This is a genomic window from Proteiniclasticum sp. (assembly GCF_003514505.1).
Classification (GTDB): Bacteria; Bacillota; Clostridia; order Clostridiales; family Clostridiaceae; genus Proteiniclasticum.
In genome coordinates this window covers 1-17,255 of the sequence record NZ_DOPX01000034.1, presented here as the reverse complement: position 1 = coordinate 17,255, position 17,255 = coordinate 1, and the positions used below count along the sequence as shown (strand labels likewise).

The following is a 17,255-nucleotide window of genomic DNA, read 5'->3' as shown; positions in this document are numbered from 1 at the left end:
TCTTCTTCGTCATACTCTTCTGTGTCTTCTTCGTCATACTCTTCTGGGTCTTCTTCTTCGTCATACTCTTCTGGGTCTTCTTCTTCATACTCTTCTGGGTCTTCTTCTTCGTCGTACTCTTCTGGGTCTTCTTCTTCATACTCTTCTGGGTCTTGTAATGTGCTACCAACTCGAATCTCTTCTTCACTGATTCTCCTTGATTGTGTTCCTGATTTCTTTTCAGTTTTTATCTTAGCCATTATTTTCTACTCCTTTTATTCTCAGATTTAAACATGCAATAGGCAGAGTTATACAGGACATCAGCAACGAACAGATCTCTTTGCAAATCCTCCCAATGGTAGATGAGGCTTAATGCCCCATTCTCCATTTCATAGTCTGAAATATAGTGATTTTCATAAAACATTATTCTTCCCCCTCAATATCCTCGTTAAAAAAACTATCAAGAATTGATCCTTTTCTTTTCTTTCTTACAGTACCTGTCTTCGGTTTAACTTGTCTCTCTTTTTCAATAACTTCATTAGTGCTTATAAACTGCTGAACTTTTTCCATTTCATCACTCTGGATTGGAAGTTCATAAACTCTTGTTGAACTTAGTGCATTCTTATACAGGCATCTCTTTACAGAGTTTTTCACTCCTCCTTCATATTCTTCAAGCGTCAAGTATCCTTTATCATCAAGAGCCTTCACCACAACCCTTGATGATGCAAAGTTATTCTTACGTACAACTTCATCTATAACACTTGGCCTAACTGCAAAAGATTGTGGTACACCTTTCACAGTATCGACTCTCCCATCGACAAGGTTAGGAATGACTATCTGCTGCAAGTTCGGATGAAGTTTTGCGTAATGTGTATCTTTTTCCCACACATAAATGTTACTTCTGTGGCTAACAACATAGTCCAATAGACACTCATAGAATTTCTGACCTAAGTCTCGATCATCAAGTTTAGCCATCTCTGACTCCACAAGTAATCCAATAACACCATCAGAATTAAACTGAACATCAAAAGCCTCTTTAGAGAGAACTGAAGTGAGGTAAACTATAGCAAGTATGTCAGATATTCGGTCAAGAAATTTATCAGATTTAATGAACTTATCCATAACAATGCGTTTAGCATCATTGAATCGTTGCATCACTTCTTCTTTACCAATCTCAAGGATATACCTTGCAAGTATGGGAGCTGTAATCCCCCAGTTTAAACTAACCCCTTCACGAATTTTCATGGCATTCTCTGGACTGGATGTCCACTGATCGAATGTAAGCTCAATAACTCTTACTCTAAGCCCATTTGCTTGTGAAGATCTTTCCAGAAGTGGATTTTCTCCAGTAGACGTCAAGATTCCAGAGAAACTTTGAACCTCTCTAGGATCTCCCTCAACAGTTGATCGTGTTTTTGTGCGGCCTTCACTTACATTGTAAAGCAGTGAAGTGTGATCACTTCGCTGTCTACTGGAACTTTCATCCAAGCAGAAACATATTCCATGCTTGTTCTTCAAGGTCGCAAAAATCCCATTGTTGGTATCTAAATAGGTATGCATCAATCCATCAGGCGCTTTGGTGGGCTTAGCATATGCACTGAGTGCGCAGCTCGCAGCTAGAGATTTTCCCGTTGAACTATCTCCGTAGAAATGAAATGTGTACAAATGATTGGAGATGTAATCTTTCAAGTATGAGACCAGAATTGCTGACAATCCAATGCAACAGGCAAGTTCCAACTGCAAGTTCCCCAAAACTTCCTCATTCAGAAGGTTTTTGTACTCCTCTAAAGATCCTTTCGGACCTAAATCAGTTATACCTCTATATCTACTCTGCAAGCCCTCAATACTGATACACTCATTGTGGAGATACACCAAGTTCTGATTCACCTTGTGCCAGCCCAAATGTGTATGGTAGAACTCAATCGGTGCCGTTTCTTCTGTGTAAAGTAGCCATTCAAGGACGGCCTTGCTATTTTCTTCATACACATCTATCCCATGCTCAGGTAATACCGTAATGATTTTTTGCCTTGTAAGGATGCTTCGCGGAAAGTTCATCTGCCTAGTCTTGCCAAAATCGTTGTAAGTCAGTTCAATCTCTACTTGTCCGGTTATTAAGTTTTTATAGATCTTCGTTACCCCGATGTACCTAAAGCAGTACTTATCCTCTCCTTTATCAACAGTAAGATAAACATTCCCGTCTTTCTCATACAATTTGGTACATCGGTTATTTTGTCTTAGGGATATTCTTTGTGGTTTACTCTTTTTTGCATTCATGCTTTACTTCCTTTCTTAAATATTTAGTGATCACTGAAGCTATTAAAGCATAATGAACCAAGCAAATCAATACCACTTTATCATTGTAGGTCGCATTAAAATACAAAAGCGTTAATTATTCCTGATATTTTTTTAATTTTATCAATCAGTTGTTGTTGTTCTGATGGGAAATCTACTCAAAAATTCTCTGCAAGCCTGAAAACACTTCGGAAAAAGTTTTCAAGATTTTCTACCGTGAATTTGGATTGAGTACGGAATTATCGATGATAATTAATCACTCTAATTAACATTTTCTAATAATTGACTCATTTTCTTTAATCTTACTTAAAAAATATTTTAAATATGAATTTTTTAAAAACACCTAATTAATTCTCTTATTTTAAATATTTATATTTATATTTATCTTTATATTTATATTTATACCATATATTTTCACATCACCTTATCGAATTGCATTTCCCCCATTTCCCCCATTTCCCCCATTTCCCCCTGTCTGGAAGTTATACTTAAAACAAAACCTCCAGCTTTTTTCTTTTCCACCAAAAAAAGAGGGGATTTTGGGGATTTCTATTACTGATTGGCTCCCATCGGAAGATTCATGTGCACCTTTTACGTTTCCCCTACTTAGAGAGGGAAACTCCGCAAAACAAGTCCCCCTGCCTCCAAAAGCCTTCCCAATACATGGTCACGTTATTCTTTTTGTTCCTGCATTCTTGTTTAGTCAGATTCTTCAAAAGAGTGCCATCTTTCAGGCGTAGTATTCAGATCATCTATTTACTAAATGCTGAGTTTAAATGTTTTTCTTTAACGCTAACTGGTATTTAGAGAATGGAACAAAGAAATTTTTTAAAGGGTGTATGCTTTTCTGAGATATCTAGCATAATTCAGTATTGAGGGGGTGAACATTATGAAATGTAATTATTGCAGGCAAGATATGAAAACTAAGGAAGTAAGAACGATAGAATTTATTTTCTGTTGTAACGAGATCCAGATCGAACATTCTTCTTTACGCCCGAACGTACAGAAGGCAATTCTTGAGAGAGATCACTTTTTTCAAGAACTGAGTAGAACCATTTATACTTCTGATACAACTACAACCTAAACACACGAAATAAACCTGTCTTTATGCCCAAAATTTGCATATAGGCAGGTTTTTTCTTACTTTGAGCAGTCAACATATCACAAAAAAAGAAAAGACCCCTGATTCTGAAGGATCTTTTCTTAACAGACAATTCTATTGTTTATCTACATTATGTCATGATGGGTTGGATTCATTAGCTACATATCGTTCAAGAAGATATTTCCCGATGTAGAATGGAGCACAGAAAATTCCCAGCATTAAAGCTAGCACAGGTTTTATGAGAAACTTCCACCAAATGAAGTTATCTATTGTCGTTAAATAGAATACCTGATTTTCAAGGTAGCTTATGAACTTCCAACCAAAAGGAAACAAAGCACCAAAGAAGATCCCCTTTAAACCCCATTGAAAAAACCGATGATTGCAGCTATTATCATAAATGTTACTGGCATGTGTTAACCTCCTGTTATTCTTTACTTATAGTTTAGTATGATGTTATGTTTATGTAAACTTTATAATACGTATATATACGGAAATTGTAAAATTATTTTAAAAGTGATTATTGAACTCCTAATCATATGCAGTATTAAGTGGCTCGTGTTCATCTTTCAGTATTCACTTGACAGCAACATCGTGGAGTACTCACCACTATCAATGATAAAGATCTTTAAACGTTCCTTAGATACCTCTATGTCTACAGAAATTTCCGATCTGTACTCAGGTTCTTCCTGGGTATGTACAATTCTTGTACTTCCATTCGCTAACTTTAAAAGTTCAAACACTTGCAAGTAATCTTTAGGCGGTTGAAGGTTATCAACCAAACTCCAAAGTAAAATCTGCATTTCTACTTCAATCTCTTTTGCAACTCCTTTGGTCAGATATCTTTCTCTATCGAACATTACCTTCTCCCCTTTATAACATTCCTTTTTCCAACATGCTGTAAAACTTTTCATCCCCAACTATTATGTGGTCAATGAGACTTATCCCCATAAATACTCCACATTCTTTAATTCGTTGTGTAGCACTTATATCTTCAGATGATGGTTCAACGCCTCCAGAAGGATGATTATGAAATAAAATAAAACTTGCAGCGTTACACAGAAGAGCAACCTTAAAGATTTCTCTTGGATGTATGATTGAACTGTTAAGAGATCCTACTGAAACTACATTAACAGCAATGGGTTCGTTCTTCGTGTTTAAAAAACAAGCTAAAAGAACTTCACGATCTTTATCTTGAAGCATGTCTTTTGCTATTTCGTACGCCTCTTTAGGGCTACCCACTTTTCTTTCTTTGTACAGGAAAGACTTTTCTCTTACGAGTTTTACAGAAACCACGTCTATTCTTTTAGCCTGAAGACCTCCTGTTTTCTCTCCACTTTCTTGCTTTCTATTCCCTACCTCATATCTTGGAGATTCTTTACCTCTACTTTTCATTCTCTTGCACCTCTTCTTGAACTTCCTCTAATTCTTCACGTTCTACTTCTTCCTTCTCAATTGGTCTTTTAGTTCCTTGCCTTTTCTTCACAAGTTCGGTTTTTAGATTTATAAGCAGTTCTTCTGAAAAAACACCATGCTTAATGGACTCCTTAAAGAGTTCCAAAAATTCTTTCTCTGTAACATCTAATGACCTTGGGATGTACCTTTCAACCTGATTCATCGTATCCTTATACAAGCTGAACCTAATTTCATCTTGCCTCAGTTCCTTTACAAAAATCTTCTCTATACAGTATGTGTACTCACCATCAAATACTTTACCTTGAGCTAAAATGCTACAGTATTTTGTCTCTTTGATTGTAGGCTTGATTTTATCTGTTTTTCCCACTACCATCTCTCCTTTCTTTTCAGCAACACACTTTTCGCATGTGACTTCATGTGTAAATTTATCTTCACTCTTAGCCAGTCAGAATTTCCTCACAGTAACTCTCTTCTATCTTTCTCGTCATGAAGTCTATATGAACGTTGAATGTGTTACGCGTATTTTCTCTTCAAAATTTCTTTTAGAATTTTTCGAAAGTAAAAACCCTAACTCACTTAAGAGTTAGGGTCAATTAGGCATAACTTAAAAGATATTTGGGAGTTATTGTATATGGGATTACAGCAATGATACCGAAGTCACTGCCACAAAGAAACAAGGATATCGTAAAAACTTCTTTTGTCGCACACCTGATTATGTCTACATACTCTGGTATCGCTTCGCTATTAAGGTCTCCACCGATTAATGAACTAAGATCTTTGAGGTCACTATCTTTTGTGATGACCACTACATATCCACCTAGATCTTCAGAAATATTTCTATCTTCCCCGTACTCTTCATCCAGAATTTTAAGGTTCTCTAGAATTTCTTCAACAACCTCAGAAGGTAGATGATGTACTGCTTCAATATCACGTGAATGTCCTAATTTAATCATTTTATGTCTCCTTTCTTTTTGTGCATGAAAAAAGAGAGACCGCTTTTGCGATCTCCCTCTATCTGATGTACTTACTTCAAGTTATACTTCTGAAAAAACTCTACTAAAGCCGTTTCTAGAAGACCTGACACAGATCTGATTTTTCTTGTTGCTTTCAGTTCTTGCAAAAAATCTACTGTTTTGGGTTCCAACATGGCAGTGAACCTCTTCTTCTCTCTCTTTTCTTCCTGCTTTAGAACATCTGGCAATTCTTTCGCAAAACCCCCTATTTTCCGTCTACTTTCTAGGATTGTCTTCAGGTCACTTTCAAGATCCTGACTGTTCTCTGCGTGTTCCTGTGGGTCGAAATCTTGTGAATTGACACCCTGAATGTACTCCTCCTTCTTTTTGGGAGAGATTTTGTTTCTTCTTGACGGAACAGCTCCTCCTACCCGGATTCCAGATTTCAAGATACCCTCCTGCTTCTTAGAGGGTGAAATGGGGTGTGCTCTTCTCACAACCTGCTGATTGTCTTCATTTGAAATCACATCTTGAGTATCATGTAGATTACCTTCGCTAATCGAATTCATAATTCTAATTCTCCTTTTAATTATAATTTGAGTTATAATTACTTGTTCGAATTTTCATTCTAAATTTACATAGAATTTCGAATCTACTTTTCTTCTGGAAATCCAATACCTTTAAAGTTAAGGTTACCTTTTCTTACTTCTTCTAATTCACTTTCTTGCGCCTTTGTGAACTCACTCAACCCTCTCTCCTTTTCTGCACACTCTATGCAAATGCACTGTAAGTTAAACATTGACATTGTCCTTCCATCCTTAAGATCTTTATAACACCTGTCACACTTATCTTGATTAAAAAACCTATCCATATCCGCCCTCCTTTTTATCCCAAATAAACAGCTACTTGTGTATTCTCTTCAAGACATGTTGTATTATACCTTTCTACATCTTTGGGATTCCTCTACGACCTCTGCACCAAACTCATTCAATCTACAGAAGCAACTCTGCTAGCGGATGGCATCATACATTGTTAAATTAGTCAAAGGAAAATCATAAAATGTAATATCATTTTAATAATATATATTTGATGATTGGGTAAATACACAATTATCCCAATTCAATAAATCATCTTTATTAAATCATCTGAAATCGAAATATAATCTCTATTCACATAATAAGTACTTTTTGATATAATATAACCATTAAAACACATGAGAAGAAACTGAGGTAAGGAAGACCTTCTGAAAAATATTGGAGCTAGTTTAATATACGAAGGAGATTTTATGACCGAGGATTTTAAAATGGAAATTGCAATTCCAACTGATGATTTGGGTTACATTCTTTTGCAATGCTCACATTGTGGAACACATTTTAAGGCTACCCCCGAAGATATTATGGACGATGGAGTTTTAACATTATTTTGCCCTAGTTGCGGCTTAACAAGTGATAACTACATTACAGAAGATGTGCTTGAGTTGGCCATAACAATGGGACAAAATAGAGCCGTTGATATGATATATGATGAGCTAAAAAGGATGGAAAAACAGTTCAAGAAAGGTCCTTTTACCATAAAGGCTGGAAAGTGTCCTAAACACGCGCATGAAAGTCCTATTCAATCAGGTATTAATGCACTTGAAGTCACAACATTTCGTTGCTGTAAACGAAAAGCAAAAGTTAAACCTATGTTGAAAATAACTGGATGTTACTGTCCTTTTTGTGGAGTGAAAAACTATGAAGTTGAATAGAGCAGAATTAAGAAAAATAACATACGATTTTAACAGTATTTCCAACAGATTATTGCAAGCTAATTTTAACGATTACAACTCAGTGTTATCTAAGTTCATATATTTTATTAAATCAAATGAGTTGATTTCCAAATATATTGAAAGTTGCGGCGAGTGTGATCAGGATTTACCCACTGAGTTTAAAGAAATATCTGCTGCTTTCGGAGACTTAATTTTCTCTCTTGGTTCACTTGACGAAGAAGAAGTACGAAATATTTTCGCGATACTAAACTATATCGTAGACAACAACATTGAGGTTTATCACAGAATAGCTATTGGTTACTCATCATCAACAAAATATCAAGATAAGATAAAGGGATTTAATGACCGAGTCGTAAAGGTACTTATACACCATATCGAGAGATACTTAACAAAAATTGGAATTGACATGGGAGTTGATGAGAAAATTACATATTTAATAAACGCACAAAACGGACAAGTTAATATCTCAAATGATAACTCAACACTAAATGCAATCAACCATAACGATATTATTGATACCGCTAAACTAAACGAGCTTATTAACACTGTTAAGCAGAACGCTAAAGGCCTTTCACCAGAGGATGAAGAGAATCTTATTGTTAATACAGAAGTCATACAAGAAGAATTAGCAGCAGTAAAGCCACGGTCAAAATTCATAAAATCTGCAATTAGTGGACTTAAGGCAATTAAAGGAACTATTGAACTAACCACCGCAATAACTGCACTAATTCAATTCTTAACACCTATAATCAATTAATAATACTTTAAAAGCTAAGATGCGAGAGAGAATGTCTCAGTATATGGAGGTTTGAAATGGAAAGAGTTATCCCCAAGTTCAAAGATCCTGCCTTTAATTGCCCTTATTGCGGAGCTTATGCTCACATGAGTTGGTATGCATTAAGACGAACTGTTCAAATAGATACACACAATATTTATGAGGCACAGTGTGCAATGTGCAGTAAATCGTCACTTTGGATAGACACAACTCCCTATGGAGAAAGCAAAAACTATGAAGGTACACTCCTCCTTCCTGATACTGGAGTATCAATTCCCCCGGCACATGATATGCCTGAAGATGTAAAAAGAGAATACTATGAAGCAGCTCAGGTTTTTAATAAATCACCTAGGGCAGCGGCCGCCCTTCTTAGATTGGGTTTGCAAAAACTATGTAAACATCTCGGTGAAAAAGGAGATAACATTAACAATGATATACGATCTCTTGTCGAGAAAAAAGTTCTTTCAAGTGGCATAATAAAAGCTGCTGATACAGTTCGAATTACGGGTAATAACTCAGTACATCCGGGCGAAATGAATGAAGAAGATATAGACTATATTGCATCAAAGATGTTTTATCTCTTAAACTATATAGTGAATAACGCAATCACAGAGCCAAAAGAATTAGCAAAACTTTATGAAATGTTACCTGAAAAGCCGAGAAAAGATGCAGAAGCAAAAGATGCTAAAGCTAAGCAAAGAAGTAGTTAGTCATAAAATCTTTGTCAAATATACAGCATTTCATTTAGTCTATCTCGTTTAGTTGCAAATATTGATTAAATTTGATGGTAATTTTAATTTGTATGGGTTTATTGGTATAATTATTTTGCTGTAGTTATGGCTGATAAAGCTATATCACTGACTAAATGACTGACTGGAGAAATTATGATAGACAAAATTTATGAAATTACTACCACTTTTCTAAACTCTAGAGAGAAGAAAGAAAGAAAACAGATAGGTCAATTCTTTACTTCGATTGAGACTGCGGCTTTCATGGCTAGCCTCTTTGAAATTCCTTCAAAAGATACTCTCTCAATTTTGGACCCTGGTGCAGGTACCGGTATCTTGACCGCTGCACTTGTTGATCGACTTCAAACAGTTCCTGGCTTAAAAAATATTCACGTAACTTGTTATGAGAATGATCCAACCATTATCCCTATATTAAATGCTTCGCTTGATTTAATGAAGGAGCAGTCTATCGTTCCGTTAAGTTACACTATTATTCAAAAGAATTATATTCTTAGCCAGTTTGATGATTTCAACTTGACCTTTAATTATAATTCAGATTCTAAGAAGTATGATTTAGTTATAGGTAATCCACCATACAAAAAAATCCCAAAAGATGCTCCCGAAGCCAAAGCGATGCAAGAAGTATGTCATGGAGCTCCTAATCTATATTTTCTTTTCAGTGCGATGAGCCTTTTTAACCTTATCGATGAGGGACAGCTTGTATATATTATTCCTAGATCCTGGACATCTGGTGCTTATTTCCGTTCTTTTAGAGAATATCTTTTAAAAAACGGAGTAATTGACCATATACATTTATTCGAAAGTAGAGATAAAGTCTTTGATAATGAAAAAGTCCTTCAAGAAACAATCATAATTAAGCTACGGAAAACACATATCGAACCTTCAACTATCTCAATAAGCACTTCTAATGGTAACAGTGATTTTCACAGTATTGAGACTTTAAGGGTTCCTTACAGTACCGTTGTATCTTCAATAAATAGTTATATATTTTTATTCTCTTCAAAACGTGATCTACTTGTTATCAAGAAATTAAGTAAATTTAAGTTTAACCTATTATCACTTAATATGAAAATGAAGACAGGACTAACTGTTGATTTTAGGTGTAAAGAAGAGTTAAGTGATACGAAAGGAGAAGGTTTTGTTCCGCTCTTCTACCCAGCGCATCTTCAATCTGGAAGAGTTAAATTTCCTATAGGTCGTAGTCTAGAGTTCATTGATTCTTCAAAACCTGCTCTGGTTCAGGCAAATAGAAACTACTTGTTTGTTAAACGTTTTACATCAAAAGAAGAGAAGAGACGCCTTCAATGCTCTGTATACTTGGCTGAAGATTTCCCAGATTACCAGTATATAAGTACCCAAAATAAGTTAAACTTCATTGATAGTTTTAATAGTTCAGGGCTTGAGATTAGCGAAGTATATGGGCTTTATGTAATATTCAATTCTTCAATATACGATGAATACTATAGAATTCTGAACGGCTCAACTCAAGTCAATTCAACAGAAATAAACACTCTGCCTTTACCAAGTATCTCAACAATACAGAGACTCGGGGAACTACTTAAACAGTCAAAAGATCTGTCAGTTTACAACTGTGATAAATTATTAGAGGAAGTGTTATATGAGTAAGATAGAAGAAGCTCGAGAAATTTTAAAAGCTATAGGTATGCCCGAAAAACAGCAGAGTGATTTATGCTGTTTAGTTCTCCTTGCAATGTTATCCCTTGACGATACAAGCTCTTGGAGCAACGCCGAGTCTTCATGGATCAGAATTCATGATATTATTGAATTTATAAAAGAAGAATATAAGATTATTTACGCTGAAAATTCAAGAGAAACTATTCGTAAACAAGCTATACATCACTTTCGTAATGCAGCAATCATCGAAGATAATGGTAAAGCAACCAACTCACCAAATTATAGATATAGTGTTACAGGTGAAGCTCTTGAACTTTTTCGCACATATGCTTCAGATGATTGGAGCTATTCACTGTCAAGTTTCTTAGAAACTCATGAAAGATTAATCGACATTTATGCTTCAAAAAAAGTAATGGAGAAAATTCCAGTTGAAATAAATGGAGTCGAACTCTCATTCTCTCCAGGAGAACATAACGAACTACAAAAAGCAATAATTGAAGAGTTTGCCCCGCGATTTGCTCCACAAAGCCAATGTATTTACGTTGGGGATACTGTAAAAAAGGACTTAGTAAAAGAGACCGAGATTCTTAAAGAACTAGGTTTTAGCATCACATTACACGACAAAATGCCTGATGTGGTGCTTTATCGAAAAGACAAAGATTGGGTATATTTTGTAGAATCTGTTACCTCGGTTGGTCCAATGGATCCAAAGAGAATCCTAGAAATAACAGAGCTAACACAGAACATGAAATCAGGCCGTATTTTTGTTACAGCATTTCTAGATTTCAAGACTTATAAGAAGTTTTCTGATTCACTTGCTTGGGAAACAGAAGTTTGGATAGCGGAGCTTCCAAATCATATGATTCACTTAAACGGCGATAAGTTCTTAGGTCCTAGATAGGTGGTTTATGAGTTTTTTCACAAATGGATATCTAAGTAGTAACATTCAAGATGTTATTCAAGATGACTTAATAAAGTATAACGACTTATTATTACACTATCGTAAGGTAAATGAGTATTCTATAAAAAAAATGTATCAGATATCTCCTAGTAAAGACTCCTTTCCAGAAATAGTTGTTTCAACTATTTTCACCAAAATACTAAACACATACCAAGCTATTCTTATACTCTATGAAAATGGATTGGCTTCGCAAGCTCGTTCATTAATGCGAAACAATCTCGAATCTTTGTTTATAATGAATGTAATATGTAAAGATCAGGAAAAGGTGTTTTCACTAATAGACAACGATAATGCACAAAGATTGAGATTATATAATAGTATAAAGAACAGCCCTCTTATGGAACAGTATAAGCATACAGTAGAAAACAACCCCCAGCTCGAAGACCTTGCAAGAAATAGTAAGTTAATCAAGCAAAAGGAAATAATGATTTCAAAGTGGGCTTCATTATCTGACTTTGAACAGTTTCATAAAACAATTTACAGCGTCCTATGTGCAGATACACATATTGATATTCGAAATTTGGAAGATTACCTAATAGTAGATGCGCAGGACAACATCACAGGCTTAAATAGTTGTCCTGAAATGAAGAGCTTTGCAGTAGATATAGCTACCTCTATTATGATACAGCTTGAATCTCTTAGCACTATTAGTAGGATTTTCAAAGAAATCGAAGACCATGAACTTAATCTTTTGGATGAAGAAACCAAGATGTATATTAAAAATTACTTAAAAAAAGAAGACGAGGACTAGCACCTCGTCTTCTTGACGCTGTTAAGTAGTGTACGGTGAATCGCACCATAAATAAAGGACATTAATACTCTACTCTTTTCGGATATGATATAGTAAAAATATAAATAACTCTATTAGAAAGGAGGATTTACACTGATGATGGACAGCATAGAGATGATGGATAAAAAGAAACTGCTTGATATTTTCGAATACATGAATGAACGATTAAAAGAAAACCAGCTCCAACTGGAGATTACGGTTTATGATGGTTCAATAATGACAATTGTCTATGACAATAGACCTGCTACAAGAGATATTGACTGTGTATTTTCAGAAGTAAATCAAACGCTATTTAATTACATACTTGATATGACTAAATTCGCATTCAATTTATCAGAAGGATGGATCAACGAAGAAATTAAAGAACCTCTAAAGTCCATCCTAAAAGAAGACAAAGAAACCTATAAGGTTTACTCAAACTTAAAGATACTCAAACCTTCTGCTAAACAGCTTCTTGCTATGAAAATCTTGGCAGCAAGGCCAGAGCCAGCAAAGGATTTCATCGATGCCTATCTACTATGCAAGGACCTGTCTATCAAGACAAAAGAAGAATTACTTCGTTTATGTGAAGAGTATATCCCCTTGACACTCATTGGTGAGAGACAACAAAACTTTATAAGGTATTTAGGAAAGGATTTGGGTTATGATTGGAAATAAATATTTACAGCAGTTATATGATTACCCGGATATTGATGCAAGTTTAAATCAGCTTCTTGAACTACTTAAACACAAAAATAAAGACTTCGTAGACAGTCTTTTCATTCCTGTGGACTTATCACTATGCAGTAAAGATGAACTGAACTTTTTGACAAAAGTCGCAGCCCTTATCGACTACAATCTTCAGATTCACAAGATAGCCGTTCCTGAATGGCTTAGAAGTAATATACTTCGGTTCGAAGTCCCCTACTATCATTCAAAAAGAATCAGCGATTTTGAAAAATTCAAACTGCAAATGACTAATCCCGGTCCCTTTAGAGCGAGAAATGTGTATTTTGATTTAACGGGTATCGGTAGAATTTAAATATTGTAACGAAAAATCCATCTTTAAGACATTTTATAGCCTTAAAGATGGATTTTTATTTCGCCTTATTTTATGGTACTTGATCAATCCGTATGAGAGGTTCTCCCAGATGCATCAAATCCTCATCATGAGTGACAAGAACCACTGTCTTCCCTGCTCTTTGAAATCCCTTCAAGAGATCTACAACTTTCATTTTATTCTCATGATCCAGGCTTCCTGTAGGTTCATCGGCCAGAATCAGTTCGCAGGGCTTCAGCATCAGCCTTGCAATGGCCACTCTCTGCTGCTCTCCCCCAGAACACTGATATACTTTCTTCTTTTCAAATCCGGCGAGTCCCACTGCCTCCAGAACTTCCTTTACCCGGTTATTTTCTTTGCTCGTGTCATGACCTTCCATGGCAAGCTTCAGGTTATACTCTACGGTGGCATTATCGACTAAAGCATAGTTCTGAAAAAGATATCCGATTTTATCCTTCAGAAGATTCGTCGCTTTTGTTGAAAAGGGCTTGATATTCTTCTGTCCAAAGTGCACCGTTTCGCCTTTGCCTTTCTTTTCCAGTAACCCAATGATATTGAGTAGCGTGGACTTTCCAGATCCTGAAGCGCCAGAAATCACCGTAAAACTGCCTTCTGGAATTTCTAGGCTGAACCCGGAAAAGACCGTCTTTTTACCGAAATTCTTTTCTAGTCCCTGAATTGAAATTACATTTTCCATAACTACGCCCCTTTTATGGTCTTCACCATATCCGTTGATTCAAATCGTGTGATCAGACCTGAAACTAGAATCATTTCCAGAAGAATCAGGATACTGAATAGCACCAGCAAACTGACAGTCGATACCTTCAGAAAGATCAGACTGTATGGGATCAATACTGCATAGGACACAAGACTCATCAGGTAGAGATTCCTGTAACGCTCACCATAAGACTTTCCAAGCAGATACTGAATCGAAATCAGCTGCCTTTTCTCTTCCAGATGAAGATATATGATCTCATACAGAAGTATCAGGACCACTGAGAGATACAGCACGAAAATGTACAGACTTTCAAGTGCTTCCTGCTTATACTCACCCATATAGAAATCATATACCGGACGAAGATCCGTTACCCGCAGAGCGTCTCCATACCCAGCTGCTTCAAAGGACTCTCTCAGCCCTTCCAGATCACTATAATAGACAGCTCCATAAAGCGTCTGCATACCGGAAGCATCATACTCCTTCGTGTAGAAGACAATAGGATCTTTCACTTTAAAGTGATCTCTTTTACTGATATCCGGATTATAGAAAGCATCCTGAAACTCTACATAAACTTTTGGATATTCCTTCTGAGATATGGTCGTAAAAGGTTTTCCCTTTAATTCAAGTGGAACCAGCATGGTATTACCCTGTAAGGTCTCCAGATCAAGAACTGTTCCATCTTCACGAAGAATCTTATAGTCCTTAAGATACTCTGTATTGACCACGATGGAGGATGTCGTATTCGGTTCAAGTTCCACATCGAATTCTTCAAACAGACTCAAGTCTGCATCAGTGAAATCCGCGAGCACTGCATTCTCTTTTTCTGATATCTCAAATGCATCCCCAAACATTTTCATGATTCGATCAAAATCCGACATTGGAATGTCAAGACTCACATTGTATCTATAGAGATCAGCATCGTGTTTTCTCTCTCTGTAAATCACATCTCTGAAGGACCGATATCCGCCTTCCAGCTTCGTAAGAAGTGGGGTGATTACCAGTATAAATATTAGAATCTTCACAACAAGGTTTCCATAGAGAAGCATCTTGTATGTGGATTTTTTCTTGAGATACATGGCAGAGGAAGTATATCTGATATAGACGTAGGAACCTATAAACACAGCTAGAAGACCTGCAGCAAAGTATCCTAAAATCTTGAGCTGACCTTTGTAAATAGCCGTACCGATGTTTCCTGCATCGCCCACAAAAAACCAATACGCTATTCCTAGTGTAAATATATAAACAAGTAGAAGTGACAGGAAAAATCTCCCTAAAAGACGCCACTGTATCCGCACATCGGAATGTCCCATCATTTTTCTGACGCTTACTTCCTTGAGGTGCTGATTGATGATGCCTATAAGAATGATGAGAAGAATCAGTGCAATCCCTACGGAGAGAAAAGCACCTTGACGAATAGAGTCGTCCGGCATAAACGTCTTAGCGTCCACCTTGAGAAATTGTGAAGACTGAATCTGTCCATAGGTATTTACTACTTCGTCTCGAACCTTTCTGATATTGCTTCCTTCCCCATAGAAATAGACCACGTAATAAGAATCTTTTTGGGGACGTTCATAAAGCTGATGTAGTGGACGGAAATAAAGAAGCGGATAGAGACGCCCAGATGCGTAGCTTTCATCAAGCATCTGTATCGTCACTGCAGAAGAATCCTCTCTATTAGTTGAATAATATGAAGACTCACTTCTGTCGCTCCAGGAAATTCTATCGCCGTTTTGAGTGTAAAAGAGATCCTCTATCTGCACTGAAGAAGAATAGATATAGTTCTCCATGACATTTCTGTTCATCTCGTCAGAATACCCTACAATCACACGAAAGGTCACTTCATTTTCATCTGAAGCATTTTTCAACGTTTCCATAAACTCTTCCGAAGAAACTGACGTGAATATACTCTCATCAAACATGAAACTATATGTGCTCTCGTCTTTAAAATCGGGATGCAAGAAATTTTCCAGGTTAAAAGTATATCTGATATTGAATGATGTGACAATCAGATAGGTAGTCGCAATTGCCAACTGAATGATCAGAAAATAGCTGATTTTCTTCATAAAAACTCCTCATTACAAACTCAAGTTTAGTTTATCATCGCTTCTTCATACCCATGCGTATGTACACCTGTTATGTCAAACCCATAAAAAACATGATCATAATATACGGATCCTGAACTTCCAGATATGCTTTTATACTTCCATCCAAGACCGGGAACATGAATGGCTGCGAGTGCAGAAATATTTGAACTCTGGATTTGATACGTTGTCCTTGCTCTGTTTCCCAAATCAGATGTTGTAACTTTACCATACCTTGTCCATGTAGTCCCTTCTGTAACTGAAGTTATTGCAGATACAGAAATACCCATAAATAGAACCGCAGCCCAAAAAAACCTGTAACTTTTTTCATTTTTGTGCCTCCAATATTATTTATATACATTATAGTATAAAAACATTATGAATTCAAATAGATGTTGGAAAATTTAAAATATTATAAACCTTTTCTGTGAATCTATATTTTCTTAATATAATCATTCAAGTTTTATTAAATTACGCCGATAGAATAGGTACGGTGAACCATACCACAAGTAACGGCGTAGATATGCCGATAGCTATGGCAGGGAGTCACTTACCATGACTATCGGTATACATTTTTCATGAGATTTCCAAACACCTTGATTTTGTTGATGTCTACCATCTCCAAATCCAGTATTTCTATGCAATTATTTATGACCGATTTTCATCTGCAGTGATACACCATGATTCTCATAGTCTTTCTATTTCAAGCGAAAGAGTGAGATCCATATCATATACTGCAGTATTTTGTGCCGATTTCTTTTCCACCGCTTTTCAGCAGCCTTGACTTCCACTGTTGCTGCTAGACCTAGGAACATTCCAATGACGAACTTTACCATCTTTCTTCCTCCTCTACTTATTAGTTTTGATGATTTTATACAGTGTGACTCCGAATATTACGCCAGCTTTTAATATCTTTAATGGACTCCTTATCTCACCTCCTCTATATCCCTATCTGAAAGTCATAGGTTTGTAGTTCCCCCTATGTGTTAGCATAGTTGTC

Annotated in this window: 19 protein-coding genes; 8 read left to right on the top strand and 11 right to left on the bottom strand. The window is 36.2% G+C overall.

What is annotated here, in order from left to right; genetic code table 11:
* From DEF30_RS12045 to DEF30_RS12010, 8 genes are all read right to left on the bottom strand, one after another.
* A partial coding sequence (locus tag DEF30_RS12045; RefSeq protein ID WP_294099776.1) for a hypothetical protein occupies positions 1 to 239 on the bottom strand: 239 nt, incomplete at its 3' end.
* 163 nt (positions 240 to 402) lie between these two features.
* A complete protein-coding gene (locus tag DEF30_RS12040) occupies positions 403 to 2,253 on the bottom strand; it encodes a DUF927 domain-containing protein (RefSeq protein WP_294099774.1) in 1,851 nt (616 codons plus the stop codon).
* 1,686 nt (positions 2,254 to 3,939) lie between these two features.
* On the bottom strand, positions 3,940 to 4,230 hold the full coding sequence (locus DEF30_RS12035; RefSeq protein WP_294099772.1) for a DUF960 family protein: 291 nt from the start codon (positions 4,228 to 4,230) through the stop codon (positions 3,940 to 3,942).
* A 13-nt stretch (positions 4,231 to 4,243) separates the two neighbouring features.
* Positions 4,244 to 4,765: a JAB domain-containing protein gene (locus DEF30_RS12030; RefSeq protein WP_294099770.1), complete on the bottom strand. Its 522-nt coding sequence runs from the start codon at positions 4,763 to 4,765 to the stop codon at positions 4,244 to 4,246.
* Positions 4,755 to 5,153 carry a hypothetical protein gene (locus DEF30_RS12025; protein ID WP_366409644.1) on the bottom strand — a complete coding sequence of 133 codons (399 nt, stop codon included), beginning with the start codon at positions 5,151 to 5,153 and terminating at the stop codon, positions 4,755 to 4,757. The genes DEF30_RS12030 and DEF30_RS12025 overlap by 11 nt, the downstream gene beginning before the upstream one ends.
* Positions 5,154 to 5,379: 226 nt before the next feature.
* Positions 5,380 to 5,739 carry a hypothetical protein gene (locus tag DEF30_RS12020; protein ID WP_294099764.1) on the bottom strand — a complete coding sequence of 120 codons (360 nt, stop codon included), beginning with the start codon at positions 5,737 to 5,739 and terminating at the stop codon, positions 5,380 to 5,382.
* A 71-nt stretch (positions 5,740 to 5,810) separates the two neighbouring features.
* Positions 5,811 to 6,308 carry a hypothetical protein gene (locus DEF30_RS12015; protein ID WP_294099761.1) on the bottom strand — a complete coding sequence of 166 codons (498 nt, stop codon included), beginning with the start codon at positions 6,306 to 6,308 and terminating at the stop codon, positions 5,811 to 5,813.
* Positions 6,309 to 6,391: 83 nt separating this feature from the next.
* Complete coding sequence (locus tag DEF30_RS12010) at positions 6,392 to 6,610, bottom strand: gamma-glutamylcyclotransferase (RefSeq protein ID WP_294099759.1); 219 nt, start codon at positions 6,608 to 6,610, stop codon at positions 6,392 to 6,394.
* Positions 6,611 to 7,024: 414 nt separating this feature from the next.
* Here DEF30_RS12010 and DEF30_RS12005 point away from each other — a divergent pair, with 414 nt between their 5' ends.
* The 8 genes from DEF30_RS12005 (at position 7,025) to DEF30_RS11970 (ending at position 13,438) form a co-directional block, all read left to right on the top strand.
* Positions 7,025 to 7,486 (top strand): TFIIB-type zinc ribbon-containing protein, encoded by a 462-nt coding sequence (locus DEF30_RS12005; protein ID WP_294099756.1) that lies wholly within the window; start codon positions 7,025 to 7,027, stop codon positions 7,484 to 7,486.
* Positions 7,473 to 8,264: a hypothetical protein gene (locus tag DEF30_RS12000; protein ID WP_294099753.1), complete on the top strand. Its 792-nt coding sequence runs from the start codon at positions 7,473 to 7,475 to the stop codon at positions 8,262 to 8,264. Before DEF30_RS12005 ends, DEF30_RS12000 begins: the two co-directional genes overlap by 14 nt.
* A gap of 56 nt (positions 8,265 to 8,320) precedes the next feature.
* Complete coding sequence (locus tag DEF30_RS11995) at positions 8,321 to 8,992, top strand: DUF4145 domain-containing protein (RefSeq protein WP_294099751.1); 672 nt, start codon at positions 8,321 to 8,323, stop codon at positions 8,990 to 8,992.
* A gap of 174 nt (positions 8,993 to 9,166) precedes the next feature.
* Positions 9,167 to 10,657, top strand: a complete 1,491-nt coding sequence (locus DEF30_RS11990) for an Eco57I restriction-modification methylase domain-containing protein (RefSeq protein ID WP_294099749.1) — start codon at positions 9,167 to 9,169, stop codon at positions 10,655 to 10,657.
* Positions 10,650 to 11,567, top strand: a complete 918-nt coding sequence (locus tag DEF30_RS11985) for a BsuBI/PstI family type II restriction endonuclease (protein ID WP_294099748.1) — start codon at positions 10,650 to 10,652, stop codon at positions 11,565 to 11,567. The genes DEF30_RS11990 and DEF30_RS11985 overlap by 8 nt, the downstream gene beginning before the upstream one ends.
* 7 nt (positions 11,568 to 11,574) lie before the next feature.
* Positions 11,575 to 12,378 (top strand): DUF5677 domain-containing protein, encoded by an 804-nt coding sequence (locus DEF30_RS11980; RefSeq protein ID WP_294099745.1) that lies wholly within the window; start codon positions 11,575 to 11,577, stop codon positions 12,376 to 12,378.
* Positions 12,379 to 12,513: 135 nt separating this feature from the next.
* A complete protein-coding gene (locus DEF30_RS11975; RefSeq protein ID WP_294099742.1) occupies positions 12,514 to 13,074 on the top strand; it encodes a DUF6036 family nucleotidyltransferase in 561 nt (186 codons plus the stop codon).
* Complete coding sequence (locus tag DEF30_RS11970; protein WP_294099740.1) at positions 13,061 to 13,438, top strand: hypothetical protein; 378 nt, start codon at positions 13,061 to 13,063, stop codon at positions 13,436 to 13,438. Before DEF30_RS11975 ends, DEF30_RS11970 begins: the two co-directional genes overlap by 14 nt.
* A 70-nt stretch (positions 13,439 to 13,508) precedes the next feature.
* On the opposite strand, the gene DEF30_RS11965 is transcribed toward DEF30_RS11970, so the two are convergent.
* Genes DEF30_RS11965 through DEF30_RS11955 form a run of 3 tightly spaced genes read right to left on the bottom strand, consistent with a single transcriptional unit; the run spans position 13,509 to position 16,545 of the window.
* Positions 13,509 to 14,153, bottom strand: coding sequence for an ATP-binding cassette domain-containing protein (locus DEF30_RS11965; protein ID WP_031577361.1), 645 nt, complete (start codon positions 14,151 to 14,153; stop codon positions 13,509 to 13,511).
* A 2-nt stretch (positions 14,154 to 14,155) separates the two neighbouring features.
* On the bottom strand, positions 14,156 to 16,237 hold the full coding sequence (locus DEF30_RS11960; protein WP_294099734.1) for a hypothetical protein: 2,082 nt from the start codon (positions 16,235 to 16,237) through the stop codon (positions 14,156 to 14,158).
* A 26-nt stretch (positions 16,238 to 16,263) separates the two neighbouring features.
* A complete protein-coding gene (locus tag DEF30_RS11955) occupies positions 16,264 to 16,545 on the bottom strand; it encodes a hypothetical protein (protein WP_294099733.1) in 282 nt (93 codons plus the stop codon).
* Between the last annotated feature and the right edge of the window lie 710 nt (positions 16,546 to 17,255).